The organism is Desulfatibacillum alkenivorans DSM 16219, assembly GCF_900142135.1.
In the GTDB taxonomy this organism is placed as follows: Bacteria; Desulfobacterota; Desulfobacteria; order Desulfobacterales; family Desulfatibacillaceae; genus Desulfatibacillum; species Desulfatibacillum alkenivorans.
Window position 1 is genome coordinate 197884 of the sequence record NZ_FQZU01000007.1, and the last position, 15773, is coordinate 213656.

At 56.8% G+C, this 15773-nt stretch carries 11 protein-coding genes; 7 read left to right on the forward strand and 4 right to left on the reverse strand.

Features of this window, described 5'->3' with window-relative positions; translation table 11 throughout:
- The first annotated feature begins 132 nt into the window (after window positions 1–132).
- Genes BUE18_RS08585 through pbpC form a run of 3 tightly spaced genes read left to right on the forward strand, consistent with a single transcriptional unit; the run spans window position 133 to window position 8211 of the window.
- The gene (locus BUE18_RS08585; protein ID WP_073474873.1) at window positions 133–939 is read left to right on the forward strand and encodes a heterodisulfide reductase-related iron-sulfur binding cluster; all 807 of its coding nucleotides are present in this window, start codon (window positions 133–135) and stop codon (window positions 937–939) included.
- Complete coding sequence (locus BUE18_RS08590) at window positions 936–5786, forward strand: alpha-2-macroglobulin family protein (RefSeq protein WP_073474875.1); 4851 nt, start codon at window positions 936–938, stop codon at window positions 5784–5786. The genes BUE18_RS08585 and BUE18_RS08590 overlap by 4 nt, the downstream gene beginning before the upstream one ends.
- Window positions 5787–5832: 46 nt before the next feature.
- The gene (gene pbpC / locus BUE18_RS08595) at window positions 5833–8211 is read left to right on the forward strand and encodes a penicillin-binding protein 1C (RefSeq protein WP_083610875.1); all 2379 of its coding nucleotides are present in this window, start codon (window positions 5833–5835) and stop codon (window positions 8209–8211) included.
- A 558-nt stretch (window positions 8212–8769) separates the two neighbouring features.
- On the opposite strand, the gene BUE18_RS08600 is transcribed toward pbpC, so the two are convergent.
- Together BUE18_RS08600 and BUE18_RS08605 are read right to left on the reverse strand one after the other, a co-directional pair.
- Window positions 8770–9141 carry a response regulator gene (locus tag BUE18_RS08600; protein WP_073474877.1) on the reverse strand — a complete coding sequence of 124 codons (372 nt, stop codon included), beginning with the start codon at window positions 9139–9141 and terminating at the stop codon, window positions 8770–8772.
- A gap of 30 nt (window positions 9142–9171) precedes the next feature.
- Window positions 9172–9843: an acetate--CoA ligase family protein gene (locus tag BUE18_RS08605; protein ID WP_073474878.1), complete on the reverse strand. Its 672-nt coding sequence runs from the start codon at window positions 9841–9843 to the stop codon at window positions 9172–9174.
- A gap of 407 nt (window positions 9844–10250) precedes the next feature.
- Here BUE18_RS08605 and BUE18_RS08610 point away from each other — a divergent pair, with 407 nt between their 5' ends.
- Window positions 10251–10652 carry a response regulator gene (locus tag BUE18_RS08610; RefSeq protein WP_073474880.1) on the forward strand — a complete coding sequence of 134 codons (402 nt, stop codon included), beginning with the start codon at window positions 10251–10253 and terminating at the stop codon, window positions 10650–10652.
- Between the two features lie 40 nt (window positions 10653–10692).
- Here the strand turns inward: BUE18_RS08610 and BUE18_RS08615 are convergent, their stop codons facing one another.
- A complete protein-coding gene (locus BUE18_RS08615; RefSeq protein WP_073474882.1) occupies window positions 10693–11397 on the reverse strand; it encodes a hypothetical protein in 705 nt (234 codons plus the stop codon).
- Between the two features lie 10 nt (window positions 11398–11407).
- Window positions 11408–12577 carry an OmpA family protein gene (locus tag BUE18_RS08620; RefSeq protein WP_083610876.1) on the reverse strand — a complete coding sequence of 390 codons (1170 nt, stop codon included), beginning with the start codon at window positions 12575–12577 and terminating at the stop codon, window positions 11408–11410.
- A gap of 123 nt (window positions 12578–12700) precedes the next feature.
- Here BUE18_RS08620 and BUE18_RS08625 point away from each other — a divergent pair, with 123 nt between their 5' ends.
- The 3 genes from BUE18_RS08625 to tnpA all read left to right on the forward strand — a co-directional run.
- Complete coding sequence (locus BUE18_RS08625) at window positions 12701–13156, forward strand: DUF3015 domain-containing protein (protein ID WP_073474886.1); 456 nt, start codon at window positions 12701–12703, stop codon at window positions 13154–13156.
- A gap of 110 nt (window positions 13157–13266) precedes the next feature.
- Window positions 13267–15099 carry an Lnb N-terminal periplasmic domain-containing protein gene (locus tag BUE18_RS08630; protein WP_139264654.1) on the forward strand — a complete coding sequence of 611 codons (1833 nt, stop codon included), beginning with the start codon at window positions 13267–13269 and terminating at the stop codon, window positions 15097–15099.
- A 402-nt stretch (window positions 15100–15501) separates the two neighbouring features.
- Window positions 15502–15773: IS200/IS605 family transposase (gene tnpA / locus BUE18_RS08635; protein ID WP_139264584.1), on the forward strand; the 272-nt coding region annotated here is incomplete at its 3' end.

The following is a 15773-nucleotide window of genomic DNA, read 5'->3' on the forward strand; positions in this document are numbered from 1 at the left end:
TTATGGATATACGGAAGCACAAACCGTGCCATCTGAATGGCAACAAGGAATGCGAAGCACTGGTAAACGATTCTTTGTCGAAAAATATGTAAGCACCCGTAAACGCACGTTAAATTTATTAAGGAGGAGCCCATGCACCCACTCATCGACAAGCAGACGGTCAAACTCATCCGTCAGACAGGCGCCACATTCGCCAACGCTCCGGACCGCAAGGAAATTTTAGAGCAGCACGGGCTCCCATGCGATCAAAAAGCGGAAAACGTCATTGTCACCGGGTGCCAGATTTTACCGGCCATGCCCAAGGTGCTGCAGGCCCTGGCCTGGGTGTTTGACCGCGCAGGCTTTTCCTACACTTTTTTATCCGAGGAATATTGCTGCGGAAACAACCTGTACCGCCCGGCCATTAAGGCCAAGGATCAGGAAGCCCTGGCCGAGTGCCAGGACCTCTCCCGAACCTTTGTGGAGCAGAACATCAACAAGGCGAGGCAGTTGGGAGCAAGCCGTTTGGTGATATTCTGCTCTCCCTGCTATCCCATTTACAAACATGCATTCCCGGACGAGAACATCGTGTTCTACCCCACCGCCATTGAAGAGTGCCTGCCTCCCCTGGAGCGGAACATGGCCATTGACTACTATGCGGGATGCTATCGCCTGCACAAAAAATTCGCCCCGGTTCCCATGGATCTCAAGGGCGTGAGCAAGTGCTTTTCCAAAATCAAAGGCCTGGGCGTGCATTCCATATCGGCCCCCCAATGCTGCTACAAGCCCGAGGGTGCGGCCCATATGATGAATTCGGTCCAAACCCAGACCATGGTGCACGTGTGCACGGGCTGCTATTTTCAAGCCCTCATGAACGCGCCCAAGGACCAAAAGGCGCCTTTGAACATCCTTATGCTGCCGGAATTTATCGATAATGTTTTACAGGAGGCCAAATCATGAAAAAGGCCGCACTAATTATCACAACGCTGGTTATCATCTGCCTGGCGGCGGGCGCCGCCCTGGCCGATCAGACTTTCAAGGTGGTGGATATCGGCGAAAGAACCTTTCAGGAAGCCCCCGCCATATCCGTCATCTTTTCGGCCCCGCTGGACCCCAAGGTGCGGCATGACCAGCATTTGCGCATCAGCGATCAAAAGGAAATCCTCAAAGGCGCCTGGATTCTTTCCGAAGACAACAGAACCTTGTATTACACCGCCGTGCAGCCTGAAACCCAATACACCGTCACGGTGCTGGATACGCTTGAATCCGCAGACGGCGCCAGGCTGGAAAAGCGCGTCTCCCAGGGCGTGACCACCCGCAAGATCGTCCCGGCCGTCAGCTTCGCCGGGGACGGCCTGCTGCTGCCTCCCAGCCTGGTGCAGGGTTTGCCCGTGGCCGCGGTCAACGTGCCCGCCGTGGACGTGGAATTCTTCCGCCTGAACGACGACGCCACGGCCAGACACGTGGATTGGTCCAGGCCCAATAAAAGCTTGTCCACCTATTGGATGGGCGAAATTCTGGAGGAGTCCAAAGTGGTCTTCTCCGGGCGATTCGACCTGGATCCGGAGCCCAACCGCCGGGTGGTCCGCAACATCGCCCTGGACTCCATCAAGGCCTTGAAAAAGCCGGGCGTGTACCTCGCGGTCATGCGCAAGCCCGGACAATACTCCTATAATTACGACGCCTCCTTTTTCATCGTCACGGACATCGCTCTCCAGGCCAGGCTGTACAAAGACATGATTTACATTACGGCCTCCTCCCTCAAGGACGGGTCCCCCTTGTCCGGCGTCAAACTCAGTTTTTTGGATTGGAAGGATAGTAAGATCAAAGAGCTTGCCGTGGGCGAAACCAACGAAGACGGCATGTTTTGGAGCGCGGGCGACGTCAGAAAGAAAACCGAGTTTGTCAAAGCGGAGTTTAAGGATCAGATCAGCGTTTTGCCCATGCGCCTGCCCGCTTTGGATCTGTCTGAATTCAAGTACGGCTCCCGGCCCCAGAAAAACCAGGAGATCTTTGCCTACGGCCCTCGGGATCTGTACCGGCCCGGCGAAAAGGTCATCGTCTCCTGCCTGCTGCGCGATTATGACGGCAGGCCGGTCCCGGGCGCGCCCATCCATGCCACGCTCATCGCTCCGGACGGACGCAAGGCCGGGACTTACACCTGGGCGGCCGAGGCTTTGTCCGACGAAGACGTCTACTATTGGCAGGGCGAGATGAGCCTCTCCACGAACGCCGTGACGGGGGAATGGCGCTGCGAACTCCGCACCATCAAGGATTCCAAAAGGCCCGACCAGATATACAAGTTTCATGTGGAGGAGTTCCTGCCCGAACGCATGAAGCTGGAACTGGAATCCAAGCAGGAAACCCTGGACCCCAAAGGGCCTTTTCACGTGGATGTCACGGGCATGTACCTTTACGGCGCCCCGGCGAGCGGAAACCGGGTGGAATCCTCCGTCCTGGTAAAAGCCCAACGTTCGTTTCCCGGCAAATACAAGGAATTCCTCTTTGGGAAAGAGGACGACGAGAACTACTCGGACTTCCAGGAATATAACGACTTCGCCCTGGACGCTGATGGCAAGGGCCTTGTCGCCGTGGACAGCATGTGGAGCGCGCTGGAAAGCCCTGCCCAGGTGCGCGTTTTCGCCGAATTGTTTGAAACCGGAGGCCGCCCCGTCACCCGCAGCATTTCCCGGACCATGTGGCCCGCAAAGACTCTGGTTGGCCTTCGCCCCATGTTTGAAAGGGATTCCGTGGATCAGGGAAAGGCCTTGTTTGAAGTGGTGCGCATGGACAAGGACGGCGCTCTCTCCCCGGCTTCCGGCCTTTTGGTGGACGTAACCAGGGAGGATCGCGATTATTATTGGGAATACACCGAAAACCGCGGCTGGGTGTACCGGCATACGGAAAAGAACTATCATTATCTCTCCCAAATTCTGGATCTTCAGCCGGACAAGCCCACGCCCCTGGCCTTGGATTTGCCTTACGGCAGGTACTTGCTGAGCATCAAGGACCCGGAAACCGGAAACACCGCCAGTTACCGCTTTTACGTAGGCGGTTGGTGGTGGTCCTCCGAACAGGACAAGACCGCCCGGCCCGACATGGTCAACCTGGCCCTGGACAAGCCCGCCTACCTGCCAGGCGACATCATCAAGGTGACGGTCACGCCTCCTCACGCAGGCCAGGCCATCATCATGGTGGAAGGCGACAAGGTCCTTTGGTCCAAGCGCCTGGACGTTCCCAAGGAAGGCGCGGTGGTGGAAATCCCCATGTCCGCCGCCTGGGACAGCCACGACCTTTACATCAGCGCCACGGTTTTGAGACCCATTGACGCCAAGGAAAAAATCGCGCCCAACCGCGCCGTGGGGCTGGTGCATCTGCCTTTGGACCGCACCCGGCGCATCCTGAAAATCAATATTGACGCGCCGGATAAAACCGAGCCCAACCAAAAAGCGGAAATTGGCCTGCATCTGGACAACGCGCCCAGGGAGCCTGTTTTCGTCACCCTGGCCGCCGTGGACGTGGGCATCCTGAATATCACCAATTTCAAGACGCCTGATCCCGTAGAGCATTTCTTCGGCCAAAGGCTTTACGGCGTGGACATTCGCGACCTGTACGCCAAGGTGGCGGAATTCACCGACGGCAAGTTGATCCGGCCCAAGTGGGGCGGCGACGCCGACGCCTCGCCCGGCGGCAAGAAGCCGGAGTCCAAAGTCAAGCTGGCGGCCCTGTTTCATGCGCCCGTGGGCTTTGACCACCAGGGCAAGGCGACCGTTACGCTTGATCTGCCGGATTTCAACGGAACCCTGCGCCTCATGGCCGTGGCTTTCAGCGAAAACTCCTACGGCAGCGCAGATAAGGAAATGATCGTGGCCGCGCCCGTGGTCACCCAATTGGCCATGCCAAGGTTCCTGGCCCCAGGCGATCAAAGCCAGTTCACCCTGGACGTGCACAATCTTTCCGGCGAGGCTCAAAACCTGTCCCTTAAAATGACCGCAGCCAAGGCGGTAACCCTTAAGGACGGCGCCCGGAAAATCAGCCTGGCCGATCAGGAAAAGACCACCTTGGTTTTTCCGGTTAAGGCCGAGGCGGAAGGCGCCGGCAAAATTCAGCTTGCCGTAACCGGCCTTAAAAAGCCTATGAGCCGAGACTGGCGGATTGGAATCCGGCCCGGATACCCGGCTATCTCCAGACTCTCCGCCGGAGTCTTAAGGCCCGGCGAGACCTTCACCCTGAAAAAGGACCTGGTCGACGATCTGGCCGCCCCCACCATAGAATGCTCGTTCAAGATTTCTCCCTACATCAGCCTGCCCGTGGGGGATTCCATGCGCGGCCTGATCCGCTACCCCTACGGATGCCTGGAGCAGACCACGTCCAGCAGCTATCCCTTGCTGGTCGCCTCGGACGAAGCCATCAGGCGCTACGGCCTCAAGCCCATCTCCCGGGAGGAGCGCGCCAAACGCCTGGAAAAATCCATGGCCCTGCTGGCCGGCAAGCAAATGACCAACGGAGGATTTTCCCTGTGGGACGGCGGCGGCAGCGAAGAGCCCTGGCTCACGGCCCATGCGGCCAACTTCCTGTTGGAAGCCCGCGACGCCGGATATCCGGTCCCCGAAGACATGCTGGACAAGGCCCTCAAGCGCCTGGGCGAGTACCTGCGCTACAAGCCGCCCGTCCACTCCTGGGGCTCCCGCGAATCCCACACCCTGCTCAGATTCTCCATCCGGGCATACGCAGCCTGCGTCCTGGCCAAAACCAACCGGGCGCCCTTGGGAACCCTGCGCACCCTGTTCGACAATCACGCGGAGGACGCCAGGTCCTGCCTGCCTTTGGTCCAGATAGGCCTGGCCCTGGACGCCATGGGCGACAAGACAAGGGCCGCCAAAGCCTTTACAATGGCGGCGGATTACAAAAAGAAGTACGAGTACTACTGGGGCGATTACGGAAGCTCCATCCGGGACGAAGCCCTTTCTCTGGCTATCCTGCCGGACGAGCAGTTCCACTCGGACAAATGGACCCAAAAGCTCCTAGAACTCAACAAAACCATAACCAACCGGAAATACTATTCCACCCAGGAAAAATACGCCATCCTCCTCCTTGGCTTGCGTCTGGACTCTATGAGCGGCAAGGAATGGAAGGGCGATCTGGCTGTGGGCCGGGATAAGGATTCCATTGACGGCATCGGCGCTTTCACCTTCAACCCCAGCCCGGACGAATGCCTCAAGGGCGTCAGCTACACCCATAAGGACGGCGCTGTTGCGTTCATTTCGGTTTCCATCCAGGGTTACACCAAGACGCCTCCTCCCCAGGACGACTCCATGATTTTCGTCCGCAGAACCCTGTTCGACCTCCACGGCAAGGAAATATCCGCGTCGGATTTCAAGGTGGGCGAGGTCATGCTGGCGGAGCTGGAAATGATCTCGGAAACCCCGCTCTACGACGCGCTGGTTGTGGATATGCTGCCCGCGGGCTTTGAGTTGGAAAACCCGGCCGTCAGCCAGGGGCTTAAGGTGCAGGACATCGTGATCGACGACAAGTCCGTCTATGAGTGGCGTAGGGGCGGGGTCGTCCAGCATGAACAATTCCTGGACGATCGCTACGTGGCGGCCGTCAACCTGTATGCGCACCGGGCCATGCGGCTGCATTACCTGGTGCGGGCCGTCAGCCCGGGAACCTTCACCTTCCCGCCGGTGATGGTGGAGTCCATGTATCAGCCCGAAATCCGCGGCGTCAGTGAAACGCCCAAGAACATAACCATCGAAAACGTCGGCAAGACCGAGAAGGAAGCTGATCCGCCGCCTTCCAAATAAAGGGCAGGCGGCCTCGAAATCGCTAATTGCATAAAAGCAGCTTGGCATGAAGACAAGTCATATCAAAAACAAATGGCAGCGTAAAAGCGGTTTGCTCCTGGCCTGCGCCCTGGCCGCTCCCGTTGTCCTGACCCTGGCCTTTTTGCTGGCCGACGCCCTGTTTCCCCTCCCCTTGCCGGGAGGGGATTCCCGGGACTTCGCCGTGGCCGTGGCCTCGGCGGACGGCGCGCCCCTCCGGGTTTTTCCGGACGAAAAAGGGGTGTGGCGTTATCCGGTCAGGCTGGATCAGGTGTCGCCCCTGTACCTGGAAGCGCTCATTACTTATGAAGATAAGCATTTTTATGAGCATCCGGGAGTCAATCCCTTTTCCCTGATTCGCGCTTTCTGGACCACGGTCACCCAAAAAGGCGTGGTAGTGGGCGGCTCCACCCTGACCATGCAGGTGGGCCGCATTTTGGACCCTCATGCCAAAAGTATTCCCGGCAAGTGCAAGCAGATGTTCCGCGCTCTGCAACTGGAATGGCATTTCAACAAGGAGGAAATCCTCACTTTATACCTGAATTACGCCCCGTTCGGCGGCCCCGTGGAAGGAGTGCAGGCGGCCAGCTTCACCTACCTTGGCAAGCCAGCCAAGGAATTGAGCCACGCTGAAGCCGCCTTGCTGGCCGTACTCCCCCAATCCCCCAGCCGGATTCGGCCCGACCGCCACCCGGACAGGGCTAGGCGCGCCCGGGACAAGGTGTTGCGGCGCATGGTCTCCCAGGGGGTGTGGCCGAAGCAAATCTCTGAGGAAGCCATGATGGAAGGCGTGGACGCGGGATTCGCCCCCCGGCCCATGATGGCGCCGCTTCTGGCCCGCAGGCTTAAGGAAAACGCCCGGCCCGACGCGCCCGTGCAGACCTTTATCGATCCGTCCTTGCAGGAAGCCCTGGAATCCATGGCCGAGCGTTTTATCGCAACCACCCCGGACGGAACTTCGGCTGCGATTCTGGTCATGGAAAACGCCTCTTTGGAAGTCAAAGCCTACGTGGGCTCCGCCGACTTCCTGGACGCATCCCGGTTCGGCCACGTGGATATGATCCGGGCCGTACGCAGCCCCGGCTCCACGCTCAAGCCCTATTTATACGCCTTCGCCCTGGAGGAAGGGCTGATCCACTCCCAAAGCCTGCTGGTGGACGCGCCTTTCACCTTTTCAGGCTACCGGCCCGGCAATTTTTCCGACGGGTTTTCCGGCCCGGTGAGCGCGGCCCAGGCCTTGCAACGCTCCCTGAACATTCCTGCCGTGGACCTTTTGGACCGCATCGGCCCGGAATTTTTCGACTCCCGCCTGCGCCAGGGAGGCCTGAACCTGGTCTTTCCGCCCCACGGCAAGCCCAACCTGTCCATGGTTTTGGGCGGCGTGGGCGCCGACCTGGAATCCATGGTGGGCGCCTTTTCCGCCTTCGACCGGGGAGGATTGGCGGGCAAGCCCCGTCTGACCAAGGAAGACCCCGTGCGGGAACGCAGGCTCATGAAGCCGGGCGCCGCCTTTATCATCCGGGACATTCTCTCCCGTCAACGCAGGCCTGGAGCGCCTGGAGGCAATCCCATGGCCGGCTGGGCCAGGAGCGTAGCATGGAAAACCGGCACCAGCTACGGATTTCGCGACTCCTGGTCCATCGGAGCCTACGGCGGATACACCATCGGCGTCTGGGTGGGCAGGCCGGACGGCACGCCGTCCCCGGGCTTTTACGGCAGGGCCACCGCCGCACCCCTCATGTTTTCGGCCTTTGACTGCCTGCCCCGCCGGGATCTCGCGCCCCAACCCATGCCCGCCTCGGTCTCCCGGGCGGAAGTCGGCTGGCCTTTAGGCGTAGCCCCTGAGGGGGATAATGATCCCCTTTGCGCGGAAAAGCGCACCGCCTGGATTCTGGACGGCGTGATCCCGCCCACCTTGCCCGATCGCCTGGACGACCAGTGGACCTGCAACCCCATCACCGTCATGGTCAACCCGGAAACCGGCCTGCGTGTGGACGGCGATTGCCCGGTTTCCAATGCAGCGGCCGAAAAAATCGCCCTATGGCCCCGGGCCGCAACGCCCTGGCTCACCCCGCGGGAGAAGGCTATGGCCGCCGTCCCTCCCATGGATCCCGCCTGCGGCAAGGCGGTTTCCATGACGCCTTCCGTAATCAAGATCATGGACGTCCAGCCAGACACCGTGCTTCGGCCCGCAGGCGCCAGCAGGGCCATGCCTGTGCTGAATCTTTCCGCCCTGGGCGGCCGGGGCAGGCTTTTTTGGATGCTGGATAGAATCCTCATCGGATCGGCCGGGGTAGGGGAGTCCATCACCTATGAGTTCACCCGAACGGGCAATCACGAACTCACCGTTCTGGACATGGCCGGCAACAGCGATTCGGTGAACATTCAGGTTTTGAGTTCCAGTTGAGAAGCCGCTAATCTATGAGGAAAATATGATGGAGCCGCAGGAGTAATAAAAATCCGTCTCCGATCCAGGGCGCCCCAGGCAAAGCAGTACCTTGCCCGGGCGCGCCAGCGTATGTAGTTCGACTTATCAGGCTGTGGAATTCATGGAGTATGGACGAAAGGATAACGCATCCAAAACCAAAAAGCAGAAATTCAATCAACTCCGTCCGCCCGCCGGACTTCCACAATTTCTATAATCTTTCCCGGCCGCGCTTTTTGTTGCTTCGCAACACTGGCACGATACTACTGTGCCAGCGCCACCCAAAAAACAATACAGTCAGGCCCAAAACAAGGCCTCCCGTCCGCTGTTCCTGGCTGGTTTCAATTACCTTTTCCGGTCGCCTTATTGTTCTGACGGTCCCAGGCATTGCATGCTTGGGATCGCCAGGTTGGATTCATCCCCGCATCCTAATTATTGCACAAAAAAACCGGCCGGAAAAAATCCGGCCGGTCGGTTCACTCAAAACACTCTGATTTAAATAAATATCTTTTTAAAATTCAGTAGTTTTTGCCTTTTTGATCAGCCCGCTTCCAGCAGGCGTTCCACAGCTGCAAGCATATCGCTTTGCTTGACCGGTTTGGCGAAAGAACACTCCGCTCCCAGCTTTTCCGCGAGATCCAGATAGTCCGCGGGTTGAATCCGTCCGCCTCCGGAAATGGCGATAATCTTCACGTCCGGAGCCCTTTTGCGGATTTCCATGATCAACTCCGCGCCTTCCATTTCAGGCATGATAATATCCGTAATGACCAAGTCCGGCCGGTTCTGATCCATAACCTGCAAGGCTTGTTTGCCATTTACGGCCTCGTCTACGTCATACCCTCTTCTTTGGAAAAGCCTCCTCAACATGGATGTGATGTTGACATCGTCATCCACAACCAAAATGCGCGCCATAAAAACCTCGTTCCCCCACGCAAGCACAATTTAGTTGGCTAAAACCACCAGCGCATCCACAGCAACGGGTTTTCCGCCGGTTAAAATCAGGGGGTTGATGTCCACTTCCGACACCGCCTGATTCTCTTCCCCTAACTTGCCCACAGCCACCAAGATGTCGGCAAGCATATCTTTGTCCGCAGCTTCCATGCCGCGGATTGCTTCCAGAATTTTCTTTCCCTTGATTTCGGCCATCATATCCAGGGCGTCCGCCTTGGTGATGGGCGCCACGCGAAAAGCGATGTCTTCCAGGACTTCCGTAAAAATGCCGCCCAGGCCGAACATCACGCACGGGCCGAACTGGGGATCGCGGGTCAGGCCCACAACCAACTCCCGTTTGCCTTTGACCATTTCCTGCACCAGCACCCCTTTGTCCGCCGAATCCATCTTGGACATCATGGATTCAAACGCCTCCCTTGCCTCCTGTGCGTCCCGGATGTCTATCTTCACCAGTCCGGACTCGGTTTTATGGGCTAAATCCGCAGCGCATCCCTTCATGACAAGGGGAAACCCGATCTCTTGGACCGCCTGGTCCAGCTCCTGCGCGTTTGTCGCCAATATCTCTTTTGTTATGGGTATATTATATTGGTTTAAAACCTGCTTGGATTCAGACTCAGACAACGTGCTGCGCCCGTCGGCCAAGGCTTTCTCGATAATTTCCATGTTTTCCTCCGATGAACAAATTTGGGGCGCTTGAGGACGGCCCCGGAAATGCCTGGAACAAATTGGTACAGTGGTATCATGAAAACGCCCGGGTGTCCAGTTTTCCAGCCTTTAACAAAGATCAAAGTTAAAGATTCAAATTCGTCGATATATCTAAGAGTCAAAACCTCCAACAGTCAACGAGACGGCCAGGCCAATCCACCTGAAATTTGTGGTCAAATTGCCATGGACAGGTCTCTCCGCCCGTGCTATTGAGACCTCGATCAGGTTGTCGGCCCCAGGTTTTTCACCCTATGGGAGGGCTTGCGCCGCATACAAAAAAAAACTCTGCTTCATGCAACGGATTGATATTTTTCAGACCGTGGTCGGTGAATCAATGATGAACCAAAATGGGGGATATTGGGATAATGACATTTGGAAATTCCGCCCATAGAATCCTGGTGATTGACGATGAACGTCAGGTCAGGGAAATGCTCACGCAAACATTGGAACGCGAAGGCTATTTGGTGGAGACCGCTGAGAACGGCGAAGTCGCCATGGAGCTTTTGAAGAGAAATCCGGCCGACCTTGTCATCGCAGACATGGTCATGCCCAAGAAAGAGGGCATCATCACCATTACTGAAATTCGCCGGGATTTTCCCGAGCTCAAGATTATCGCCATTTCAGGGGGCGGCCAACAGGGACGCGACGGGGCGGCTTCGGAATATTTGTCCATCGCCGCCCGTTGCGGGGCTTTGAAAACCTTTAAGAAGCCCGTCCCGAAAAACGATCTGCTTACCGCCATCAACGAGCTTCTTAAATTCCCCTGACCTTAGCTTCCCCCAAGTTTTCTAATCGGACAATTCCCGATTATTCCAGCTTTGCGCCGTTCCATGGGTTGTACTTCCAGCCTCCGTTCAATTCTTCCCCAGTGATGGGGCAGTGTTTGGGCGGAACCAGCGCTCCCAAGGGCGTTCTCCATCTAAAGGAGCGCTTTGCCATGTGCAGGACGAAGGTCCCTTCCGTAAAGACGTTTGCAATGGGATCCCCTTTGCTGTTTTTAGACGTAAACACGGCGTAATAGAGGTTGTTTCCCAAAGGACCCAGACTGCGTGCAAAGGAAGGAAACACGCGGGAAAGAAAATCCTTGGCCTCCTGGCTGATTTCCATCTCGCGCAGGGTTTTATACTTGTTTCCCGCCGCGTCCTCCAGGACCAAGGAGTTGAGGACGTCCTCCCTGGCTTGAAAACGGGGGCGCCCGTCTTCGCCAATGGTTCCGTCCACCACCAAAAAAACCATGTAGGGATCCATGATCCCCAGGTATTTTTGCTTTTCCTCCTCGCTCACGCTTTGAGACTGGGAAAGAAACATGAGCCACAATTCCTGGGGAACCCACCACGCCAGAAGCACGTCTTCCATGGCTCGGGAGGCTTTTTGGGTTTCATAAATCAGGGCGCTCAAGTCCACGGCCATTTCCCCGGATCGGGCCGGAGGCGCCCAAAGGCAGCCCATGACCATGGCGGCAGCCATGGCCAGGGCCGTCTTTTTTCTCCATATCTTAAAAAGCCTGTTCATCAAACAATCCTTACTGCCTGTCAGCGCTTTCCGCATCCTGCACTGCAATGGGAGTCAGGGTGACGCGCCTGTTTTTCGCCCGGCCTTCTTGCGAGTCGTTGGGCGCAATGGGCTTGGCCGCGCCAAAGCCCTGGACCGACAGCCTTTCAGGGGCGACGCCCTTTTTCACCATATAATCCATGACCGCCTGAGCGCGATCCTGGGACAGTTCTTGGTTGAACTTGTCGGGCCCGCGGCTGTCCGTATGTCCGCCGATAAGGACATTGATGCCAGGAGTTTTCTTCAGCACGCAAATCGCCTTGTCCATAATCGGATAGTATTCTTTGGCGATGTCCGCCTTATTGGTTTTAAATTCCAGGCCGGTCAACTGCCAGCATCCCGTGTCGTCCACCGAAGCGCCGGCCGGAGTGTTCGGGCACAGGTCAATGCGGTCGGGCGTTCCGTCTTCATCCTGGTCCGGCCCTTTTTTCAGCAAGCCCCTGGCGATAAAGCAGGCCATGGCTTTGGGGGAGTTCACGTTATCCAGATTTTCCGAATATCCGCACTGGCCCTTTCTGGATAGGCGTTCCAAAAGTTTTTGACCGTTGGGATCATGGCCTACCTGAATCGTGTATACGCACAAACGGTCCCGATAGGTGTTCTTAACGACCTCCAAGGCCCGGGCCGCTTCTCCGTCGGTTTCCTTGCCGTCGGTCACGATAATCAGGGAGATTTCTCCTGTAGTTCTATCCAGGTCGTCGGAAGACTGGGCGATGGCCAAAGCCAGATTGCTTTTACCCGTGGCGAATGTCACCTTGTCCAGGGCTTTGTCATAAGCCGCTTTATCCAAAGGCCCCATGTCCACCAAAGACGAAGTGCTCTCCACAAAGGGATTCATGGTCAGGCCGAACACCCTGAGGCCGGCCTCGAAATTCATTTCCGTTTCCGGAATTCCGGCGATCATGTTGCGCACCGCCTCCCGGGCAAGGACGAATTTTTTCTCGCCGTCGTACAATTCGGCCATGGAGCCGGAGCAGTCGAGAATCACCAAAAAATGATCGGCTTTCTGCACCAGATGGCCTGTCCTGATGGAGCCGTTCAAATCAGATGGGACAAAGACTTCCGCGGACTTCCCTGCACACCCGGCGAATATTAAAACAGCAACCAAACAAGTGAATAGAACAGGCCGTATCCTTGTCATGAAGAGCCCTCCCGTAGTAAAATGATTTATTCAGGTTTTTAACTTGCTATTATGATTGGAGCATTATATGCCATATCTTCAATAAAAACTCCATACTAAACTCTAACAAACCAAGGAGGAACCATGAAAAAAGGTCTATTGGCGGCTGCACTTTGCATTTTCCTGGCGATCAGTCCCGCCGCATTTGCTGATCAAAGCAACTACGGCTGCGGCTTGGGCAGCATGGTGATCGACAACAACGAGTCCCTGGTCTCCCAGACTTTTGCAGCCACTCTGAACGGGTGCTTCGCCAACCAGTTGTTCGGCATGAGCTCCGGCACATCCAACTGCGACAAGCCGGACAGCATTGTCTATAATGAGAAAATCAACATCTTCGTGGCCGACAACATGGACAGCCTGGCCTCGGACATCGCCAAGGGCCAGGGCGAGTACCTGGACACCCTGGCAACCCTTATGGAAGTTCCGGCCGACCAAAGGCCTGTGCTGTACTCCAAACTCCAAAACAATTTTTCCGTTATCTATCCTTCGGATCAGGTGACCCACACCGACGTGCTCAGGAACATCGAAGCTGTATTGTAGTGGCTAAATCCGGTTTGCAAAATATCAAAGGGGAGGCTCCGCTTGTTTTCAGGCGGGGTTTCTCCTTTTTTTGCTTCCTAATATCCCTGCTTGTCCTTCCGGCCCTTTGCATGGCCCAATCCCCTCCGGACCTGGAAAAAACAATAGAACGAATCCAGGCTGAAAAGCTGCACCAAAATCCTTATTGGCATGTATTGCTCCATTATCAAAAACAAGGATCAGGCTTTAAAAGCCGGGTGGACGACCCGAGTTTTTTCCTGGCGCCGGACGGAAAAACCAACCCCAAGGCCGAGCTTTTGGCCGACGTCCGGGCCTTTTACCAACCCAGGGACGCAGACGCGGAAAAGCCCCACGCCGTGCGCCGCTTTCCCGCAAGGTTCGCTTGGATCGCATCGCAAATAGGCGATTCAGCAAGCGCTTTCCCCGTCCGGGAATGCCCCCGGTTTGAAAAAATCTACGCCGCCATGGCGCCGGACTCGGCCGCGCTGATTTTTCCCTCCGCCCACATCAACAGCCCGGCCTCCATGTTCGGCCACACCCTGTTGGCCGTGGAAGCCAAGGGGCAGGGCAGGCTGCTGGCCAACGCCGTGAACTACAGCGCCGTCACCGGCCGCACCTGGGGACCCATCTTCGCCTATAAGGGCTTGTTTGGGGGGTACAAGGGCTATTTCTCCATGCTGCCCTATTACGACAAAATCCAGGAATACAGCGACGTCTCCCACCGGGACATGTGGGAGTATCCCCTGAACCTGACCCAAGAAGAACTCCGGCGCATGCTGCTCCATCTTTACGAACTGGACAACATCTACTCGGATTATTTTTTCATCGACGAAAACTGCGCCTTCAACCTACTTTACCTCCTGGACGCCGCAAGGCCCGGCGCAAACCTGGCCGGCCAATGCCCGTACATAGCCGTTCCGGTGGACACTATCCGGCTGGCGTTAAAAGGCGGATTCCTGGACGGACCGCCCGTATACCGGCCTTCCAAGATGACGCGCATCGAGCATCTTCGCAACGGATTGTCGGGAGAGGAAAAAAAGCTGGCCCGGGAAATCGCCCAGGGGGAGGCGCCGCCCGAATCGGCCGGGGAAAAGATAAAAACGACCGAAAAGCAGGCCCGGGTTTTGGATTTGGCCGCGGAAACCGCATCCTACCGCTACACCCGCAAAGTTTTGCCCAAGGAGGATTACACCCGGCGATATCGCGATATCCTGGCGGCGAGGAGCGGGCTGGGCAGGCGGGAAATCACGCCCGTCCCCGAACCGGCCGGACCGGACTCCGGGCATCTTTCCTCCAAGGTTTGGGCCGGAGGCGGTGCCAACGACGGCGAAGCCGTTTTCCGGCTTGGATGGCGGCCCTTGTTCCACGGCTTTGACGACAACCCCAAGGGATATGAAAAGGGCGCTCAAATCAAAGTTATGAACGCCTCCCTGGATTATTTTCCGGAAAAAGACCGGGTGGATCTCCATAGGGTGGATTTGCTGGACATATTCTCCCTGGCGCCCCGGGACGCTGTGTTTAAATCCCTGTCATGGCGCGTTGCGACCGGATTTCATCAAACCATCGAACCGGACGGAAGCCGGGGCGCGGCCTATGTATTCAACATGGGCGGGGGTATATCCAAGGACCTCGGTCCCCTTGGCCTGGGCTATGTGCTGGCCGAGGCTGATTTTGCAGCAACTCCAGGGTGGGACATGGGATACGGCGCCGGCCCCGGGCTGCGCACCGGGCTTCTGGCCGATCCCGCTCCATGGCTTCGTCTGCGTTTGGAAGGCAAGGGAACCCGTTACCTGCTGGGAGACGACCACACCGCCCTCACGGGATTGATGGAATCGGTCATTGCAACCTCCCAAAACACGGGTTTTCACGCCCAGGCCCTGTTTCAACGCTCCCGCGACTTTTCCAACACGGAGTTAAACCTTTCCTTTCAAATTTATTTTTAGCCGCCGACGAAGTGAAGACCAATGAAGCCAGCGGCATGCATCTCCCCTGGCCAGCCGCGGCATGCAATGCCGGGGGCCGTCAGGCCAATAAGGCGACCGTCAAAGGGGCCAACGCCAATGGGGCGCCGCGAACCGAGGCTGATCATTGGCGAGAGCGCCCCAGGCAACGGCAGTTTGTTGCCTGGGTTCGTAAGAACAAAAGGCGCGGCTGGGAGAATTGCTGAAATCGGGAATGGCAGGCGAGCGATCGGCGCCGATTAAAAGTTCGTTCCCATGCTTCGCGGGGGAATGCATATGGAAGTGTTTGAAATTTATTAGTCTGAAAAAAGGTTAAAACCTCCGCCTTTAGGCGGATAGATTTATCCGTTGGTTTATGTTAGTTCAAAGCCCATAGGAGGTCATATGGACTATCGCTATGGGAGTCATACGGTATTCAACATAGAATACCATTTTGTATGGGTGACCAAATACCGCTACAAGGCGTTGCACGGTGAAGTAGCGTTGCGAGTGCGGGAACTGGTCCGTCAAACGTGTGAATCGTTTGAAATTCGAATTATCAAAGGGGTGGTGAGTAAGGATCATGTCCACATTTTTGTGTCTGCGCCACCCACAATGGCCCCCAGTGAGATAATGCGAAGGATAAAAGGGCGAAGCGCGACAAAGTTGTTTGAAGA

What these genes read in the sequence shown, in the direction of transcription:
- BUE18_RS08585 (WP_073474873.1), top strand. Translation starts at nt 133, where the DNA reads ATGCACCCACTCATCGACAAGCAGACGGTCAAACTCATCCGTCAGACA.
- BUE18_RS08590 (WP_073474875.1), top strand. Translation starts at nt 936, where the DNA reads ATGAAAAAGGCCGCACTAATTATCACAACGCTGGTTATCATCTGCCTG.
- pbpC (WP_083610875.1), top strand. Translation starts at nt 5,833, where the DNA reads ATGAAGACAAGTCATATCAAAAACAAATGGCAGCGTAAAAGCGGTTTG.
- BUE18_RS08600 (WP_073474877.1), bottom strand. Translation starts at nt 9,141, where the DNA reads ATGGCGCGCATTTTGGTTGTGGATGACGATGTCAACATCACATCCATG.
- BUE18_RS08605 (WP_073474878.1), bottom strand. Translation starts at nt 9,843, where the DNA reads ATGGAAATTATCGAGAAAGCCTTGGCCGACGGGCGCAGCACGTTGTCT.
- BUE18_RS08610 (WP_073474880.1), top strand. Translation starts at nt 10,251, where the DNA reads ATGACATTTGGAAATTCCGCCCATAGAATCCTGGTGATTGACGATGAA.
- BUE18_RS08615 (WP_073474882.1), bottom strand. Translation starts at nt 11,397, where the DNA reads ATGAACAGGCTTTTTAAGATATGGAGAAAAAAGACGGCCCTGGCCATG.
- BUE18_RS08620 (WP_083610876.1), bottom strand. Translation starts at nt 12,577, where the DNA reads ATGACAAGGATACGGCCTGTTCTATTCACTTGTTTGGTTGCTGTTTTA.
- BUE18_RS08625 (WP_073474886.1), top strand. Translation starts at nt 12,701, where the DNA reads ATGAAAAAAGGTCTATTGGCGGCTGCACTTTGCATTTTCCTGGCGATC.
- BUE18_RS08630 (WP_139264654.1), top strand. Translation starts at nt 13,267, where the DNA reads ATGGCCCAATCCCCTCCGGACCTGGAAAAAACAATAGAACGAATCCAG.